The 15,360-nt window shown below is 62.6% G+C and carries 14 protein-coding genes, 1 pseudogene and 1 riboswitch; of the genes and pseudogenes, 9 read left to right on the forward strand and 6 right to left on the reverse strand.

The annotated features are described in order from the left end of the window. Together G3N59_RS26365 and phbB are read left to right on the forward strand one after the other, a co-directional pair. Positions 1-127, forward strand: a pseudogene (locus G3N59_RS26365) (acetyl-CoA C-acetyltransferase); the annotation flags it as partial. Positions 128-355: 228 nt separating this feature from the next. Continuing rightward, on the forward strand, positions 356-1,099 hold the full coding sequence (phbB, locus tag G3N59_RS26370) for an acetoacetyl-CoA reductase (protein ID WP_205985757.1): 744 nt from the start codon (positions 356-358) through the stop codon (positions 1,097-1,099). Positions 1,100-1,185: 86 nt separating this feature from the next. Here the strand turns inward: phbB and G3N59_RS26375 are convergent, their stop codons facing one another. Next, on the reverse strand, positions 1,186-2,415 hold the full coding sequence (locus G3N59_RS26375; RefSeq protein ID WP_205985758.1) for an MFS transporter: 1,230 nt from the start codon (positions 2,413-2,415) through the stop codon (positions 1,186-1,188). A 306-nt stretch (positions 2,416-2,721) separates the two neighbouring features. On the opposite strand from G3N59_RS26375, the gene G3N59_RS26380 reads away from it, so the two are divergent. The 4 genes from G3N59_RS26380 to G3N59_RS26395 all read left to right on the forward strand — a co-directional run bounded on the left by G3N59_RS26380 (position 2,722) and on the right by G3N59_RS26395 (position 5,147). Beyond that, the gene (locus G3N59_RS26380) at positions 2,722-2,982 is read left to right on the forward strand and encodes a hypothetical protein (RefSeq protein WP_205985759.1); all 261 of its coding nucleotides are present in this window, start codon (positions 2,722-2,724) and stop codon (positions 2,980-2,982) included. A 281-nt stretch (positions 2,983-3,263) separates the two neighbouring features. Beyond that, complete coding sequence (locus tag G3N59_RS26385) at positions 3,264-3,755, forward strand: H-NS histone family protein (protein WP_205985760.1); 492 nt, start codon at positions 3,264-3,266, stop codon at positions 3,753-3,755. A 23-nt stretch (positions 3,756-3,778) separates the two neighbouring features. Next, positions 3,779-3,916 carry a hypothetical protein gene (locus G3N59_RS26390; RefSeq protein WP_205985761.1) on the forward strand — a complete coding sequence of 46 codons (138 nt, stop codon included), beginning with the start codon at positions 3,779-3,781 and terminating at the stop codon, positions 3,914-3,916. Positions 3,917-4,025: 109 nt separating this feature from the next. Then, the gene (locus G3N59_RS26395) at positions 4,026-5,147 is read left to right on the forward strand and encodes a PHB depolymerase family esterase (RefSeq protein WP_205985762.1); all 1,122 of its coding nucleotides are present in this window, start codon (positions 4,026-4,028) and stop codon (positions 5,145-5,147) included. Positions 5,148-5,211: 64 nt separating this feature from the next. Here G3N59_RS26395 and G3N59_RS26400 read toward each other — a convergent pair whose 3' ends face one another. From G3N59_RS26400 to G3N59_RS26420, 5 genes are all read right to left on the reverse strand, one after another. Continuing rightward, a complete protein-coding gene (locus G3N59_RS26400; RefSeq protein ID WP_205985763.1) occupies positions 5,212-6,288 on the reverse strand; it encodes an MBL fold metallo-hydrolase in 1,077 nt (358 codons plus the stop codon). Between the two features lie 128 nt (positions 6,289-6,416). After that, entirely contained in the window at positions 6,417-8,315 is a 1,899-nt protein-coding gene (locus tag G3N59_RS26405) for a TonB-dependent receptor (RefSeq protein ID WP_205985764.1), read from the reverse strand. Between the two features lie 10 nt (positions 8,316-8,325). Beyond that, positions 8,326-9,384 carry a HoxN/HupN/NixA family nickel/cobalt transporter gene (locus G3N59_RS26410; protein WP_205985765.1) on the reverse strand — a complete coding sequence of 353 codons (1,059 nt, stop codon included), beginning with the start codon at positions 9,382-9,384 and terminating at the stop codon, positions 8,326-8,328. 95 nt (positions 9,385-9,479) lie between these two features. Further along, positions 9,480-9,675, reverse strand: a riboswitch (cobalamin riboswitch). A gap of 115 nt (positions 9,676-9,790) precedes the next feature. Then, complete coding sequence (locus G3N59_RS26415; RefSeq protein ID WP_205985766.1) at positions 9,791-10,393, reverse strand: UbiX family flavin prenyltransferase; 603 nt, start codon at positions 10,391-10,393, stop codon at positions 9,791-9,793. Next, the gene (locus tag G3N59_RS26420) at positions 10,386-11,951 is read right to left on the reverse strand and encodes a UbiD family decarboxylase (RefSeq protein ID WP_205985767.1); all 1,566 of its coding nucleotides are present in this window, start codon (positions 11,949-11,951) and stop codon (positions 10,386-10,388) included. The genes G3N59_RS26415 and G3N59_RS26420 overlap by 8 nt, the downstream gene beginning before the upstream one ends. A 105-nt stretch (positions 11,952-12,056) precedes the next feature. On the opposite strand from G3N59_RS26420, the gene G3N59_RS26425 reads away from it, so the two are divergent. The 3 genes from G3N59_RS26425 (at position 12,057) to G3N59_RS26435 (ending at position 15,351) form a co-directional block, all read left to right on the forward strand. After that, positions 12,057-12,935: a LysR substrate-binding domain-containing protein gene (locus G3N59_RS26425; RefSeq protein WP_205985768.1), complete on the forward strand. Its 879-nt coding sequence runs from the start codon at positions 12,057-12,059 to the stop codon at positions 12,933-12,935. Positions 12,936-13,069: 134 nt separating this feature from the next. Beyond that, positions 13,070-14,053: an aldo/keto reductase gene (locus G3N59_RS26430; protein WP_205985769.1), complete on the forward strand. Its 984-nt coding sequence runs from the start codon at positions 13,070-13,072 to the stop codon at positions 14,051-14,053. Between the two features lie 218 nt (positions 14,054-14,271). After that, entirely contained in the window at positions 14,272-15,351 is a 1,080-nt protein-coding gene (locus G3N59_RS26435; RefSeq protein ID WP_205985770.1) for a tartrate dehydrogenase, read from the forward strand. Positions 15,352-15,360: the final 9 nt, after the last annotated feature.

The raw sequence follows: 15,360 nt of genomic DNA on the forward strand, positions 1-15,360 counted from the left end.
CGCATCGGGTTGCCGCATTCTGGTGACGCTGCTGCATGAAATGCAGCGCCGCGACGCGAAGCGCGGCCTGGCGTCGCTGTGTATCGGCGGCGGTATGGGCGTGGCGCTCGCACTCGAGCGTCTGTAACGAGGTTCTGAACCGTTTGCTCTGCCGGGTGCGATCCGGCAACCGGCGGAGCACGGCGTCAATCCAGCAGCAGATTTGTCGCGCATCACTCGATGCAAACAAGAAACCGCGCGATTTATGCCAGGCAGGCTTCGTGTCCCATGCGAAGCCGCCGGCCCACGTAAGACGCGGCGCCTCAAGAGAGACGCTGCGAGGACCACTGATTTTCTTCTCTCGCGGATATACAGGATGACTAAGCGTATTGCATTGGTAACGGGTGGTATGGGCGGCCTTGGCGAGGCCATCAGTGTTCGTCTGCACGACGCAGGCTACAAGGTCGTGGTGACGCACTCGCCGGACAACGCAGGGGCAAAGGACTGGTTGAAGCGCCAGCAGGACGCAGGCCGCGAGTTTCACGCGTACTCGATCGACGTGGCCGATTACGATTCGTGCCAGCGCGGTGCAAAGAAGATTCAGAGCGAAATCGGCCCGATCGATATTCTGATCAACAACGCGGGCATCACCCGCGACATGACGTTCCGCAAGCTCGACAAGGTGAACTGGGACGCCGTGCTGCGCACGAATCTCGATTCGATTTTCAATATCTCGAAGCCGCTTTGCGACAGCATGGTGGAGCGCTCGTGGGGGCGCATCATCAATATTTCGTCGGTGAACGGTTCGAAGGGTGCGGTCGGTCAGACCAACTACGCAGCGGCGAAGGCCGGTATGCACGGCTTCACGAAGTCGCTGGCGCTGGAAGTGGCGCGCAAGGGCGTGACGGTCAACACGATTTCGCCGGGTTATCTCGCGACGAAAATGGTCACCTCGATTGCCCAGGACATTCTCGACACGAAGATCCTGCCGCAGATCCCGATGGGCCGTCTGGGCAACCCGGAAGAAGTGGCGGCGCTCGTGCTGTTCCTGTGCTCGGATGAAGCCAGCTTCGTGACGGGGGCGAACATCCCCATCAACGGCGGCCAGCACATGCAGTAACTGCGTTGGGCAGTAAAGCCGCGCGGTGCAGCCGCGCGGCAAACCATCGATTCATTCGGGCCGGCGCCTTCCAGTGCCGGCTTTTTTTATGCCGTCTTGCGATCGAGCGCGAACGACACCATCAGCACCAGAATGCCGAGCACGGCCAGGATCGCGCCGACCCAACCCGTGGCGAGCCAGCCGAAACCCGCTGCAATCACGATGCCGCCGAGCCACGCGCCCAAGGCATTGGCGATATTGAACGCACTGTGATTGAGCGCGGCCGCGAGCGATTGCGCGTCGCCGGCCACGTCCATCAGGCGCGACTGGAAAGCGGGCGTGCAGGCCGAACCCACGCCTACGCAAAACAGCACCGGCAACATCAGCCAGAGGTGGGGCGCTGCGACCACGAACACCAGCAGCACGACCGTCGTGAATGCATACATGCCGAGCATGGTGCGCTTGAGCCAGCGATCCGCAAACCAGCCGCACGCCATATTGCCGATGATCATGCCGATGCCGATCAACGCCAGTGCCCAGGGCACGTGAAAGCTCGGCAGATGCGTGACCTGGGTGAGCGTGGAAGCCACATAGCTATACACCGAGAAAATCCCGCCGAAGCCCACTGCCGAAGCCAGCAGCGTGAGCAGCACCTGCGGGCGGCCCAGCGCGCCCAGTTCGGTGAGCGGACTGGCCTTGCTCGACAACGGCAAGGTGGGTACCGAATACGCAATCATGCCCGCCGTGATGAGCGCGATGACGGCAACCGCCGCAAAGCACGCCTGCCAGCCCATTGCCTGGCCGAGCCAGGTGGCGGCGGGCACGCCGACGACATTCGCCACGCTCAGCCCCAGCATGACCTTGCCGATGGCGGCGCCGCGTTTATGCGGCGGCACCAGCGCTGCTGCGGCCAATGCGGCGAGACCGAAATACGCGCCGTGCGGCAGCCCGGCGATAAAACGGCTCGCGAGCGCGAAGCCGTAACTATGAAACACCGCGGTCGCGCCATTGCCGATCGCGTAGAGCAGCATCAGCACGATCAGCAGCGCGCGGCGCGGCATTCTGGCGAGCAGCACGGTGATGAGCGGCGCGCCGACCACGACACCGGCCGCATACGCGCTGATCATGTGGCCCGCCTCGGGAATCGTGACGTGCAGATCGCCGGCCATTTCCGGGAGGATGCCCATGGCGGCGAATTCGGCCGTACCGATTGCGAAACCGCCGAGCGCGAGCGAAAGTTCGGCGAGTCCCAGCCCGTGCGGCGGCTCGATGAGTGGCGCGGAAGTGCCGGTTTCGGCGGCTTCGGCGCGCAGGGAAGTTTCTACAGGAGCATTCATCGAATAGGTCTAAAGCGGTCTAAAAGCGTGGGTGCGTGGGTTGCTTGATTCGTGTGATGGAATGTGATCGATAACATTTTGCGGGCGCGCTATTGCCGTACCGTTAAATTCCTGGTCAGTTTCCTGGGAAGGTGTCTTCGCGCGCAGAATCGAATGACATCGTCATGGTGCGAACGAAGTCGACAAACAAGTCCTTTGCTGCATGCATGGCATGCAAGGTTCGGATGAGGCAGTCTGGATGACGACGACGGACAACAGCAAACAGCAGGTCAACAGCGGGTAAAAAAGCAGGCAAAAGCCGAGGCGATGCAAGCAATCGATCAATCGAAAAACGGCGAGTGTTGCGCGAGGCCAACCGCCACGCGTATTTTAGAACATCTGATGTATTCGCGCAGGGCGCACAAAAAGCGCTGGAGCGTCGGCTTGCCGCGCTTTTTTCGATCGTTGCACACACGCTTGCCTGACAACACGCTATTCGATGTTTCGCTGAATGTGGCTCGCGCGACACTTCACGAACGCCATCGCGGCCATGCAGCGCGTTTCATTTTTTCAAATTCTGTATCCTGAAAGCCGAAAGCATTTAGAGCAATCGAATTCCAGCGATTCATGTGCCTGGTAGTTAGCGCGTGAAAGCGATCGGAAAACAATCGGAAAATTTTCCTGGTCAATTAAGACAGATTGGGTCTATGAATAGTGCAATGTGACTCAATGAATTTGCACACGCGGACGCTTTGTTGCCATAATTGACTTGCCACGATGGCAATGCCTATATGGACCAGCCCAAACTTCGAGGTGCAAACGAAGTTTCAACAGGTGTCTGGAGACGAAATCCGATAAGGGAGGTGAGTATGGTGACTTTGGACGCGATCAACCTCAAGATCGCAAAACTGCAGAAACAGGCGGAAACGCTCGTTAAAACGCAATCGTCGGTCGGCCTCACAAAGATTCGCGATCTGATGCATAAGCATGGTCTGAGCGTGGCCGATATCGAAAGTTTTGTCGGCAAAAAGCGCGGCCGCAAGCCGGGCGTTGCCGCCGCGAATGGCGTGGCCAAAGCCCCGCGCGCCGTGCAACACGTGGCGCCGAAATACGCAGACCCGAAATCGGGCGCGACGTGGACCGGCCGTGGCCGTGCGCCGCTGTGGATTCGCGACGTAAAAGACCGCTCGAAATTCCTGATCGACGCGGGCGCTGCGCCCAAAGCGGCAGCAGCGAAAAAAGCTCCGAAAGCGGCAACGAAGCGCGTGACGGCTAAAACGAAACCGGTTGGCGCCAAACGTGGCCGCAAGCCCGGCGCAGCGGCAAAGAAGACGCGTGCTGTCGCGCAGGCTGCTGCCTGAATAGCGTAAATGGCACGAATGGCATGAATGACGTTGAGGCCGGCGGTGTAAAAGGTTTAACCGATCTTTTCCGCGGCCTTCGTCATGGCTTGCGCGAGCCGGCGCAATACCGGCTCGCGCAATCGGATCGCCTGGATTTACCGTACTCCAGAATTGGCTGATTTCGCCGGGCGTCTAGTGTGGACGTCCGCTTTCTTTGCGGCTTTGGGCTGGCTTTGAGCTGTTTCTCTGGCTGTTCTGCCGCGTCGCTTCGCTCTCTCCGCTCTCGCCATGCCCAGGAAAAAGTCCAGCGTCTGGCTTCGAGGTTTAGACCTGCTCGCAAGCGTTATGCGGGCACCGCCGAAGAAAAAAGCCACACGACGTAAAACCGCCGCCATCAAAACCGTCGCCAGCGCGACGGTCAAACGCGCAAAGCGCGCAGCGCCCATTTCCGCAACGCCGCGTAAAGGCACACGCGCCACACCCGCCACGCCTGCAAAATCGGCGCAAAAGACTTTACCGGGCCGCTGGCTGCGCACGTTTTATTCCGCGTCGCCCACTGCCGGGCGTCTCGTCAATCATCTTGCCTACGCGCTGTATTTGCCCGCGTCCCAGCCAGCTAGCGCGGATTTGCCGCTGGTGGTGATGCTGCACGGCTGCAAGCAGACCGCCGAATCGTTCGCACGTGGCACACGTATTTGTCAGCGCGCCGAACGCGCTGGATTTGCGGTGCTGCTGCCCGAACAGGCCAAAACCGCGCACGCGCAAGGCTGCTGGCATTGGCACGACGATCCGGCGCAAACGGAGGCGCCGGCGGTGGCCGCGCTGATCGAATCGCTTGTGCGGGAATATGGTTTTGACGCGCAGCGCGTTTATCTTGCGGGTATTTCGGCGGGGGCGGGTCTGGCGGCGACGCTGGCTATTGCCGATCCGCGATTATTTGCCGCGGTGGGTTTGCATTCGGGGCCGGTATTCGGCGCCGCCACTTCCACGATGACGGCGATGAGCGTGATGCGCCGCGGCACGCGTGAAGATCCGGTGCAGTTGATCGATGCGCGTGTCGATGTGAATGCATACCCCGGCATGCCGACCATCATCATGCACGGCGATATCGACGCGGTCGTGGCCAAACGCAATGCGGAACAATTGACGCGGGAATTTGCGCGGCTGAATCGGCTGATCGACGCGCAGGGTGAATTGCGGGTAGGCGAGCAACGCAGTTATCACCGCGACGGCGCCGATTACACCGATTACGTGAAAGGCGGCCGCAATATCGTGCGCCTTTGTGTCGTGCACGGCCTGGGTCACGCATGGAGCGGCGGCGATCCGCGCGAGCCTTTTCATTCCGCGCGCGGACCGGATGCTACCGGCTTACTCTGGAATTTCTTTCGGCGTCAGCGGCGGATTGTGTAATTTTGGCGGCGGCTAATTGACCGGCTTCTGATTCAATCGTCGCCAGCAATGTTATCCAGACCATTTACGCCGCGCCGCTATCCGAAGCCACCGGTAACCCTTCCGCCCGCCACCGCAACATTCCGCCCGCCAGATTCGCCACCTGCCCGAATCCCGCCTTACCCAGCAAAATACTCGCCTGCGCCGATCTCACTCCCGAGCGGCACACCGCCACCACCGGCCGATCGCGATCAAATTCGTCGATGCGCGCTGTCAATTGCGAAAGCGGCACCAGTTTCGCATCGGGAAGATGCCCGAGTCGATCGATAAACTCCGTCGCTTCACGCACATCGACGATCTGCCACTCGCGGCCGTGCTCCAGCAGCGCCATCGGCTCGATTTCCCAGACACCGCTAAAACGCAGCGTCAACGGCGCCCAGTCCGGCGATTCGTGCACAGGCGCATCGCCTTCCGGCTTGCCGCAGCGCATATTCGCCGGCACGGCAATCGCCATCAGCTTGGGATGCGGCAGATTCAGGTTGTTCATATAGCCCGCGAAATCGCCGAGATCGACATCGCCGCCCAGACGCGGATTGAAACGCCGCTCTTCGGCCACGCTCGTCACGGTGATGCCGCGATAATCGTGCGCCGGGTAAAGCAGACAGTCGCCCGGCAGTGTCAGGATCTGCTCGCGCACGGAGGCGAACAATTGCTCGGGGCTGCCTTCCTGAAAGTCGGTGCGCCCGCATCCGCGGATCAGCAGACTGTCGCCGGTAAAGGCCATGCTGCCGTCGTCCAGCACATAGGTGAGGCAGCCGCTGGTGTGACCGGGCGTTGCGCGCACCTCCAGATAGCGCTGACCGAATCGCACCCGGTCGCCATGATGCAGCGCACGATTCACGCCGTCCGCGCCCACTTTCGCGGCGAGTGCGATCTCGCTGCCGCAGCGCTGACGAAGCCGCCACGCGCCGGTCACGTGATCGGCGTGCACGTGCGTATCGAGTGTCGCGACGAGTTTGAGGCCCAGTTCCTGCAGCAGCGAAAGATCGCGCGGCACCTGCTCGTAGACGGGGTCGATCAGCAGTGCTTCGCCGCTCGCAGGATCGCCGAGCAAATAGGTATAAGTCGACGATACGGGATCGAATAGCTGGCGAAAGATCACGGCGGGCCTCCTTGTGAAAGGTCGCGACGAAAGCGCTTCAAAAACCGCTTCAAATTGGCACTACGGCCCGCATGGTGTTAGTAATCGTTTGATTGCGGGCCGTGGGAAAAAGCGCAGAAAAAGCGCTTTTAGAACGTGTAGCTTACCTTGCCAAACGCCGTTCGTCCCAATGAGTTATAGCCATAGGCCGTTACATACTGGCGATTGAACAGGTTCGCAATCGATGCCGAAAGCGTCAGATGCGTATTCATCCGATATGAGGCGCGCAGCCCCACCGTGAAGAACGACGGCAGATAAACCGCATTGGACTGATCGTCGAACGTCGAGCCGTTATAAAGCAGCGAAACGCCGGTACTCAACGCGTGCAGATGAAACTCGTCCCATGTGTGATCGACGCTCAGACTGGCGGTTTGTCGTGGGCGGCGATTGAGCCAGGTTTGATCGGTTTCGTCCTGTGGATTGAGAAAGCCCAGCGAGAGACTGACCGGCGTCGATTGACCGAGCGTGCCCTTGTAAGACAGATCGATACCCTGAATATGCGCGCGCCCCACGTTCACCGGCAGATACGTTTGCGAATCGTAGGTAATGAGATCGTGCACGCGCGTATCGTAGATCGCTGCCGTGAAGGTGCCGAGCGACGTATTGGCATCGAGCGCGGCTTCGACGGTATCGCTGCGCTCGGGCAGCAGATTCGGATTCGAATAGCCCGGGTAATAAAGATCGTTGAAAGTGGGCAGGCGGAAGGCATTGCCGTACGAAACGCGCGCGGTATAGACCGGCGTGATCGCCCACGCGAGCGCTGCATTGCCCGTATTGACCGTTTGCCCCTGCACGATTTCATGACGGCCCGCGAGAAACAGCGTCACGTTGCCCAGCGTCGCCGCCTGGTGCAGCGAGATGGCCGAGTCGTTGCGCGTGGGTACGCCGCTCGGGATATCGACGGGTAAAAAAGCCTGCTCGCGCGTGAAGTCATAGGCGAGTTTGGTTTCGCCCGAAAGCGCAAAGCCGAATAGCGTATGCCCCGTTTCCTGATGCGTGATCGACGTCGACGTGCTCAGGCGCGTCGAATCGATTTCGTCGGTTGCGAGCGTGGCGTCGTTCGCATAGAGAAACTGGCGGTCGCTCGCATAGCCGATCGATTGATCGAATTGCGTGGTGGGCGTGATGTCGAGGTGGAACGCGAGGCCCGTCGTCAGTTGGTGATCGCGCTGGCGGTCGTCGCCGCCCAGATTGTCATAGGACAGATCGGAGCGGTGATAAAGCACGAAGCTCGAAATCGACCAGTCGCCGTGCGCGTAACCCAGGCGCGCGTCCACGTCCTGGGCGTGATACGGATTGCGGCCGTCTTCGTGGCCATAGGCGCCCGGTTGCGTGGCGTCGATACCCGCCGTGTTGTAGTCGTGCAGGCCGAGCGAATACGTCACGCCGCCCAGCGCGGCCAGCGCTCCTGTCGACGGCAGCGTGCCGGACGTGCGCACTTGCGTGTCGAAGGTTTTGTTCGAGCCGCCGCCGAACGACACGGTGGTCTGATTCGGCTGGTTCGACGCGTGGCGCGTGAATAACTGGATCACGCCGCCCATTGCGTCCGCGCCGAACGATGCGGCGGCCGGACCCGAAATCACTTCGACGCGGTCGAACGACGCCGTCGGCAGATCGGCCCATTCGACCGTGCCCGTGGTTGCCGAGCCAATGCGGATACCGTCGATAAACACCGCCACCTGGCTGGCCGACGAACCGCGAATGCTCACCGCGGCCAGCGCGCCCGGCCCGCCGCTTTGGGAAACCGTCACGCCCGGCAGCGTGGCGAGCGCCTGGGTGATGCTGGGATCGGCGGGCGAAAGGCGATCGAGGTCGGCGCGCGTGAGCACCTGCGTGCTGGCGTAGCGGCCGTCGAACGATTGAGGCAGATGCTGCGTGTCGCCGGTGACGAGGATGTTGGGCAGCGTGGTGTCGTCGGCGTGCGCGGTTTGCCACGCGCAGGCCGTGATCGCGCCGGCCGCGAGCCATGAGAAACGCTTCATAGTCATGGAACCTCGCTTACTGACCGGCCGGATGCACCGGCAGATCGTCGTAACCCTTGAGCCGATAGATGACGAACGACGCCACCCACGCGAACACAAACACGCCGATGATGACGAAGCCCAGGTTATTGAAGTTATCGTTGAGCGTGCCGATGGCATCCCAGAAGAGGCCCTTGAAACCGAACCGGTCGTTCAGCAGCCCGAGCGTTTCAATCCCGCCGATCAGCACCGCCACGGCCACCGAAACCAGCGTGATCGTGAGGTTGTAATAGAGCTTGCGAATCGGCCGCACGAAGGCCCAGTCGTAGGCGCCGAGCATCAGCACGCCGTCGGTGGTATCGACGAGCGACATGCCGGCCGCGAACAAAACGGGAAACACCAGCACTACGCTCATCGACACGCCTTGCGACGCCTGGCTCGCGGAAATGCCCAGCAGACTCACTTCCGTCGCCGTATCGAAGCCGAGTCCGAACAGGAAACCCAGCGGCAGCATCCATGCCGGATTCGACACCAGCCGGAACAGCGGACGAAACAGGCGCGCCAGCAGGCCGCGATTGTTGAGCAGCAGATCGAGATCGTCGTGGTCGTAGGGTTCGCCGCGGCGCACGCGCGTGAAGGCGCGCCACACGCCGCGCAGGATCACGATGTTCATCGCGGCGATCAGGAACAGGAACAACGCGGAAACGCTGGTGGAAATCACGCCGCCGATATCCTTCCAGGCTTCGACGCGGGTTTCCAGCGCGGCGGCCGTAGCGGCGACGGCCGCGGCCACCAGCAGCACCACGGCCGAATGGCCGAGCGCGAAGAAAAAACCGACGGTGACGGGGCGCTGGCCGTCCTGCATCAGCTTGCGCGTGACGTTGTCGATGGCGGCGATGTGATCGGCGTCGACGGCGTGGCGCAGGCCGAAGCCATAGGCGAGCAGGCCGGTGCCGAGCAGCAGCGGATGCGCGTGAAAGGCGATAAACGCCCAGATCCATGCGCCGATGTTGAAGGCGGCAAGCACGAGGTAAATGCCGGTGACGCGGCGGCGCAGACCGCCAGGCGCGGCGGCCGTGGGCAAAACAGTGGACATAAGACAGTTCCTGAGGTCGGGCTGTCCTTGCAACAGGCGCGTGCCCGCGCGAGCGGGCGGCGCTGGCGCATCGGGACACCCCGCCCGGCGCGGCTGCTTGGACCTCGGTCGATGGCAGGTCTCCTGGCTCGCGGGTCGCCGCCCAGGCCGGCCTTCCCGGTTTCCCAGTGGCACGTGTGGCATGGACTCGCCGCTCACAGTTGCGGGGGCAGCCGCAGACTTCAGGCGCGTGCGCCTCTACTGCGTTCCCTTTTGATTCCCTCGCGGGAAACCATCAGCGCGCAAGGGTAGGGGCGCAGGATCGAGGCGTCAACCGCGCGGGCGCGCGGCGTTGCGAAAATGCGCCGGTTGGTCCTCGCAAAGAGGGCAACCGGCGCGACCTCAGTGAAGTCTCATGGGAGGACCGTCATGCCGCCCGCACACTGGGCATATCGCGCCACGCCTCGATGCGCTCGGTGTCGAGGCCGAACTGGTCGAGCGCGCGGCTCACCGAATGATCGACCATCTCTTCCAGGCTCTGCGGCTTCGCGTAGAACGCGGGCACGGGCGGAAACACCACGGCGCCCGCTTCGGTCACCGTCGTCATATTGCGCAGATGAATCAGGTTCAGCGGCGTTTCGCGCACCATCAGCACGAGCGGCAGACGTTCCTTGAGCACGACATCGGCGGCGCGCGTGAGCAGCGTGCTGGTGACGCCCGAGGCGATCTCGCCCACCGTGCGCATCGAGCACGGCACCACCAGCATGCCGAGCGTGCGAAACGATCCCGATGAAATCGACGCGCCTACATCGGCGATCGCATGGACGTGATCGGCCAGTGCGTGGACTTCGTCGCGGGCGAGCGAGGACTCGTATTCGCGCGTGAGTTCGGCCGCGCGCGACATCACCAGATGCGTTTCCACGCCCATGTCGCGCAACAGGCGCAGCGTGCGCTCCGCGTAGATGAAACCCGTTGCGCCCGTCACGCCGACGATCAGACGCTTGCGGCCATCGAGTGCGCGCTTACTCATGATCGTCGCCTGCCTTATCGTCGAACAGCGACGGCGCCCACGGACGCGGATCGACTTCCATGAACTTCGCGCGCTCGAATTCGCCGCGCAGATGGAAGGGCGCCGTGCAGTCGAACACCACCTTGCAGGTCACGCCGCGCGCGGGCAGCGCCGGGTTGAAGTCGGGCGTCTGCGACGGGTCGAGCACGTGGCCGTTCACCTTGGGCAGCACCATCGACGAGACATCGCCCTGATAGCGCGTGGTCATGGCCCAGAGCACGTCGTCGCTGTCGAAGGGATCGACGTCTTCATCGACGAGAATCACGTGCTTGAGCTCCGAATACACGCCCAGCGCGATCAGCGCGGCCTGGCGCGCGCGGCCGTCGTCGAACGCGTTGCGCTTGTTGACCTGCATCACCGCGAGCAGCTTGCCGCCGCCGGCCGTGTGCGCGTAGACCTGGCTCACGAAGCCCGGCATGGCCGCTTCCACGGCGTTGTAGATGCTGGCTTCGGTGGGAATGCCCGCGAGGTTGGTGTGCTCTTCGCCGGGGCCGACGAGCGTCTGCATGATCGCGCCGTGGCGCATCGTCACGGCCTTGACCTTGATGACCGGCAGCGACGGATTGGCCGGGCCGTTATAGCCGGGGAATTCCGGCATCGCGTGACCCGTGTGGGTGTTCTGGTCTTCGACCACGCGCACATTCGGCAGGATTTCCCCTTCGATGACGATCTCGGCGCGCGCGATCGACTTCTGCGCGACGCTCACGCAATCGACCAGTTCGACCGGCGTGCCGCGCAGGCCGCCTGCGATCGACAGTTCGTCGAAACCGAGCGGCGTGGTGGGCGCCTCGAAACACGCGCCGATGTGGATCGCCGGATCGAGGCCCATGTTGATCGAGACGGGCAGCGCTTCGCCGCGCGCTTCGGCCTTCTGGCGGAAGGCGTCGATATGGCGGCCCGGTGCGAAGAAGATCGAGAGTTCGTCGCGGCTTTGCACGCACAGGCGGTGGATCGTGACGTCGGCGTGGCCGGTGTCGGGATCGCTGGCGAGCGCGAGGCCCAGGCACAGGAACGGGCCGGCGTCGCTCGTGGTGTTGGTGGGCGCGGGAATCAGCTTGCGCAGATCGAAATCCGGGTCGCTCGCCAGATGCACGGTCTGCTGGCAGGGCGCGTTTTCGCGCGCCACGGTGACCGGCGCGATGGCGTTGCGCACGGCTTCGGCCATGCGCTGCGTAAGGCGGCGCGACGGCGCATCGAACAGCATGCCGACGCGCTTGCGGCTGGCCATCAGGCCGACCAGCACGCGGCTTTGCGGATAACCCTTGATGTTGTTGAAGATCATCGCCGGACCGAGGCGCGTGGGACGCTCGACCGTGCCGCCCGCGCCGATGCGCTTGTAGACGCCCGCGAGTTGGCCGTGCGGATCGACTTCGTGGCCGGTTTCGAGAAGCTGGCCGGGCTCGTTGGCGATGCGCGCGAGCGCCGAGCGCAGGTCGTTGACGGGCGCGTGCTGTTCTTCTGCGTTGTGGGGAAGGTTTGCTGCGAATTCGTTCTGCTGATGCATGGTGTTGCGGTCCATCCGGGTTGCTGACGGGCTCTATTTGACCCCTTGCGAACGATTGAATCAATAAATCGAAACCGGTGATTTTGATAAGATAATCTTATTTTTAAACCGGAGCCGACGATGGATTTCCGTCACTTCCGCACCTTCGTGATCGCCGCCGAGGAACTGCATTTCGGCCATACGGCCGAGCGTCTGGGGATTGCGCAACCCGCGGTGACGCAGCAGATCAAGGCGCTGGAAACGCAGTTAGGCTTCAAGGTGTTTCATCGCGTGCGGCGCGGCATCGAACTCACCCCGGCGGGCACCGTGTTTCTCAACCATGCGCGCGCGGCGCTCGCGCAGGCCGAAACGGCCGTGCTGGCGGGGCGGCGTGCGAGTCGCGGCGAACTCGGCAAGCTGTGTATCGCCTACGCGAATTCGATCGTGCTCGAACCCGAATTGCCCGCGTTGCTCAAGCGCTTCACCCAGGCGCGCCCCGAGGTCGAACTGGAATTGCGCGGGATTTCGGTGCAGGAGCAGATGAGCGCGCTGGCAGACGAGCGGATCGACGTGGCGTTTTTGCGTTCGCCGCCGGGCCCGCTGCCGGGCTCGATCCGCATCACGCCTTTTTCGCGCACGCCGCTCGATCTGGTGCTCGCGCGCGATCATCGGCTGGCGCGCAGAAAGCGCGTGAGCTTGCGCGAAGTCGCGGAGGATCGCCTGATCGTGGTGGATGATCCGGCCGGCGTGGGCCTTGGGCATCGCGCGCTGGAGCTTTGTCTGGAAGCCGGGTTCGAGCCGGCCAGCACGCTGCGCACGACCGATTCCGTGGGCGTGATGCGCTTTGCAGCGGCCGGTCTGGGCGTGGGGCTCGTGCCGCGCACGCTCGCGCGCTTCGACGTGGAGGACGCCGTCTTCAAGCCGCTGGCGATGGCGAACGGCTTTAGCGAAGTGGTGATCGCCACGCGCGCCTACGATCGGGCGGCGGCCACGCGCGCGCTGCTGGAGATGGCAGTTTAAAAGTACGCGTTCCCAGATGGCGCTCGCCATAGATGAATTTTTCTCACTAGCTCATGCAGCTTCAGGCCGATTGTTGAGCCAGATATTGCGTCCTACACTGCGTGGCATCGCAATTCATCAACGGGAGAGCACGCATGGACAAGCGCACATTGGGCAAGAGCGGCCTGGAAGTCTCGGCGATCGGGCTCGGCTGCATGGGCCTGAGCTTTGGATACGGCCCCGCCACCAGCACGTCGGAAGGCGTGGCGCTGATTCGCGCGGCGTTCGAGCGCGGCGTGACGTTCTTCGATACCGCCGAAGCCTACGGACCGTTCGTCAACGAAACGCTGCTGGGCGAAGCGCTCGCGCCGATGCGCGATCAAGTGGTGATCGCCACCAAGTTCGGCTTTCAGGACGGCGATGCGAAGAAGCCGCTCGACAGCCGCCCCGAGCGCATTCGCGCCGTAGCGGAAGCCGCGCTCAAGCGTCTGAAGACCGATCGCATCGACTTGTTCTATCAGCATCGCGTCGATCCGAATGTGCCGGTCGAGGACGTGGCGGGCACCGTCGCCGATCTGATCAAGGAAGGCAAGGTCAAGCACTTCGGCATGTCCGAGGCTGGCGAGCAGTCGATTCGCCGCGCGCATGCGGTGCAGCCGGTTGCGGCGCTGCAAAGCGAGTATTCGCTGTGGTGGCGCGAGCCGGAAACATCGGTGCTGCCGGTGCTGGAAGAACTGGGGATCGGTTTCGTGCCGTTCAGCCCGCTGGGCAAGGGCTTTCTCACCGGCGCCATCGACGAAAACACGCAATTCGATCAGAGCGATTTCCGTAACGTGGTGCCGCGTTTCTCGGAAGAAAACCGCAAGGCCAATGCGGCCCTCGTGGACGTGCTGGGCGCGATTGCCGCGGGCAAGGGCGCGACGCGCGCGCAGATCGCCATTGCGTGGTTGCTCGCGCAGAAGCCGTGGATCGTGCCGATTCCGGGCACGACCAAGAGGCATCGGCTTGAAGAGAATGTCGGCGCGGCGGCCGTGACGCTCGATGCAGCCGATCTGGCGGCGATCGAAGCGGCGCTCAGGCAGGTCGATATCGTGGGCGACCGTTATCCGGCGCATTTGCAGAGCCGCGTCGGGCGCTGAGTCGGACGTCGACGGCTGACAATCTGGTTGCGCATGCAACCAGATCGATGCGGGAATGCGCGTGACATGCCGCATCATTCACGAATCGTGTTTAATGTCTCCACGCCTCGGGGGCTAATGTTTGTGCGCTTTCTGGGGCATGCTTGCGGTTATCGAAGCGCGCCAATCGGGGCGCGCCACATCGAGTCATCGAGCAAACGAGCAACGGAGAACGAGACATGAGCAAGACCTACCGCATCGCAGCGATTCCCGGCGACGGCATTGGCCTGGAAGTGATGCCCGAGGGCGTGCGCGTCGTGGAGGCGGCGGCAGCAAAATTCGGTCTGTCGATCGAATTCACGCATTTCGACTGGGCCAGCTGCGATTATTACCTCGAGCACGGCAAGATGATGCCGGACGACTGGTTCGCCACGCTCAAGGGTTTCGACGCGATTTACTTCGGCGCGGTGGGCTGGCCCGACAAGGTGCCCGATCATATTTCGCTGTGGGGTTCGCTGCTCAAATTCCGCCGCGAATTCGACCAGTATGTGAATCTGCGCCCGGTGCGTTTGCTGCCCGGCGTGCCGTGCCCGCTCGCGAACCGCAAGCCCGGCGATATCGACTTTTTCGTGGTGCGCGAAAACACCGAAGGCGAATATAGCTCGGTGGGCGGCAAGATGTTCGAAGGCACGGATCGCGAATTCGTGCTGCAGGAATCGGTATTCACGCGTCAGGGCACGGATCGCATTCTCAAGTACGCATTCGAACTCGCGAATCAGCGCGGCCGCAAGAAACTCACGGCGGCGACGAAATCGAATGGCATTTCGATCAGCATGCCGTATTGGGACGAGCGCGTGGCCGCCATGGGCGAGGCTTATCCGGATGTGAAATGGGACAAGCAGCACATCGATATTCTGTGCGCGCGCTTTGTGCTGCAACCGGATCGCTTCGATGTGGTGGTGGCGTCCAATCTGTTCGGCGATATTCTTTCCGACCTCGGTCCTGCCTGCACGGGCACGATTGGTCTGGCGGCATCGGCGAACCTGAATCCCGAGCGCAATTTCCCGTCGCTGTTCGAGCCGGTGCATGGCTCGGCGCCCGATATCTTCGGCAAGGAAATCGCTAACCCCATCGCCATGATCTGGTCGGGCGCGATGATGCTCGACTTCCTCGGCAACGGCGACGCGCAGTTCAAGGCCGCGCACGATGCGATCATGCAGGCAATCGAAAAGGTGCTGGTGGAAGGCCCGCGCACGCCGGATATGGGCGGCGAGGCGAAGACCGGCGATGTGGGCCGGGCAGTGGCGCAAGCGCTTTGATGTAGGACG

The organism is Paraburkholderia sp. Ac-20340 (assembly GCF_017104965.1).
In the GTDB taxonomy this organism is placed as follows: domain Bacteria; phylum Pseudomonadota; class Gammaproteobacteria; order Burkholderiales; family Burkholderiaceae; genus Paraburkholderia.

Excerpts from the sequence above, each read along its gene's own strand:
- phbB (WP_205985757.1), top strand. The coding sequence starts at position 356 with ATGACTAAGCGTATTGCATTGGTAACGGGTGGTATGGGCGGCCTTGGC.
- G3N59_RS26375 (WP_205985758.1), bottom strand. The coding sequence starts at position 2,415 with ATGAATGCTCCTGTAGAAACTTCCCTGCGCGCCGAAGCCGCCGAAACC.
- G3N59_RS26380 (WP_205985759.1), top strand. The coding sequence starts at position 2,722 with ATGCAAGCAATCGATCAATCGAAAAACGGCGAGTGTTGCGCGAGGCCA.
- G3N59_RS26385 (WP_205985760.1), top strand. The coding sequence starts at position 3,264 with ATGGTGACTTTGGACGCGATCAACCTCAAGATCGCAAAACTGCAGAAA.
- G3N59_RS26390 (WP_205985761.1), top strand. The coding sequence starts at position 3,779 with ATGAATGACGTTGAGGCCGGCGGTGTAAAAGGTTTAACCGATCTTTTC.
- G3N59_RS26395 (WP_205985762.1), top strand. The coding sequence starts at position 4,026 with ATGCCCAGGAAAAAGTCCAGCGTCTGGCTTCGAGGTTTAGACCTGCTC.
- G3N59_RS26405 (WP_205985764.1), bottom strand. The coding sequence starts at position 8,315 with ATGACTATGAAGCGTTTCTCATGGCTCGCGGCCGGCGCGATCACGGCC.
- G3N59_RS26410 (WP_205985765.1), bottom strand. The coding sequence starts at position 9,384 with ATGTCCACTGTTTTGCCCACGGCCGCCGCGCCTGGCGGTCTGCGCCGC.
- G3N59_RS26415 (WP_205985766.1), bottom strand. The coding sequence starts at position 10,393 with ATGAGTAAGCGCGCACTCGATGGCCGCAAGCGTCTGATCGTCGGCGTG.
- G3N59_RS26420 (WP_205985767.1), bottom strand. The coding sequence starts at position 11,951 with ATGGACCGCAACACCATGCATCAGCAGAACGAATTCGCAGCAAACCTT.
- G3N59_RS26425 (WP_205985768.1), top strand. The coding sequence starts at position 12,057 with ATGGATTTCCGTCACTTCCGCACCTTCGTGATCGCCGCCGAGGAACTG.
- G3N59_RS26430 (WP_205985769.1), top strand. The coding sequence starts at position 13,070 with ATGGACAAGCGCACATTGGGCAAGAGCGGCCTGGAAGTCTCGGCGATC.
- G3N59_RS26435 (WP_205985770.1), top strand. The coding sequence starts at position 14,272 with ATGAGCAAGACCTACCGCATCGCAGCGATTCCCGGCGACGGCATTGGC.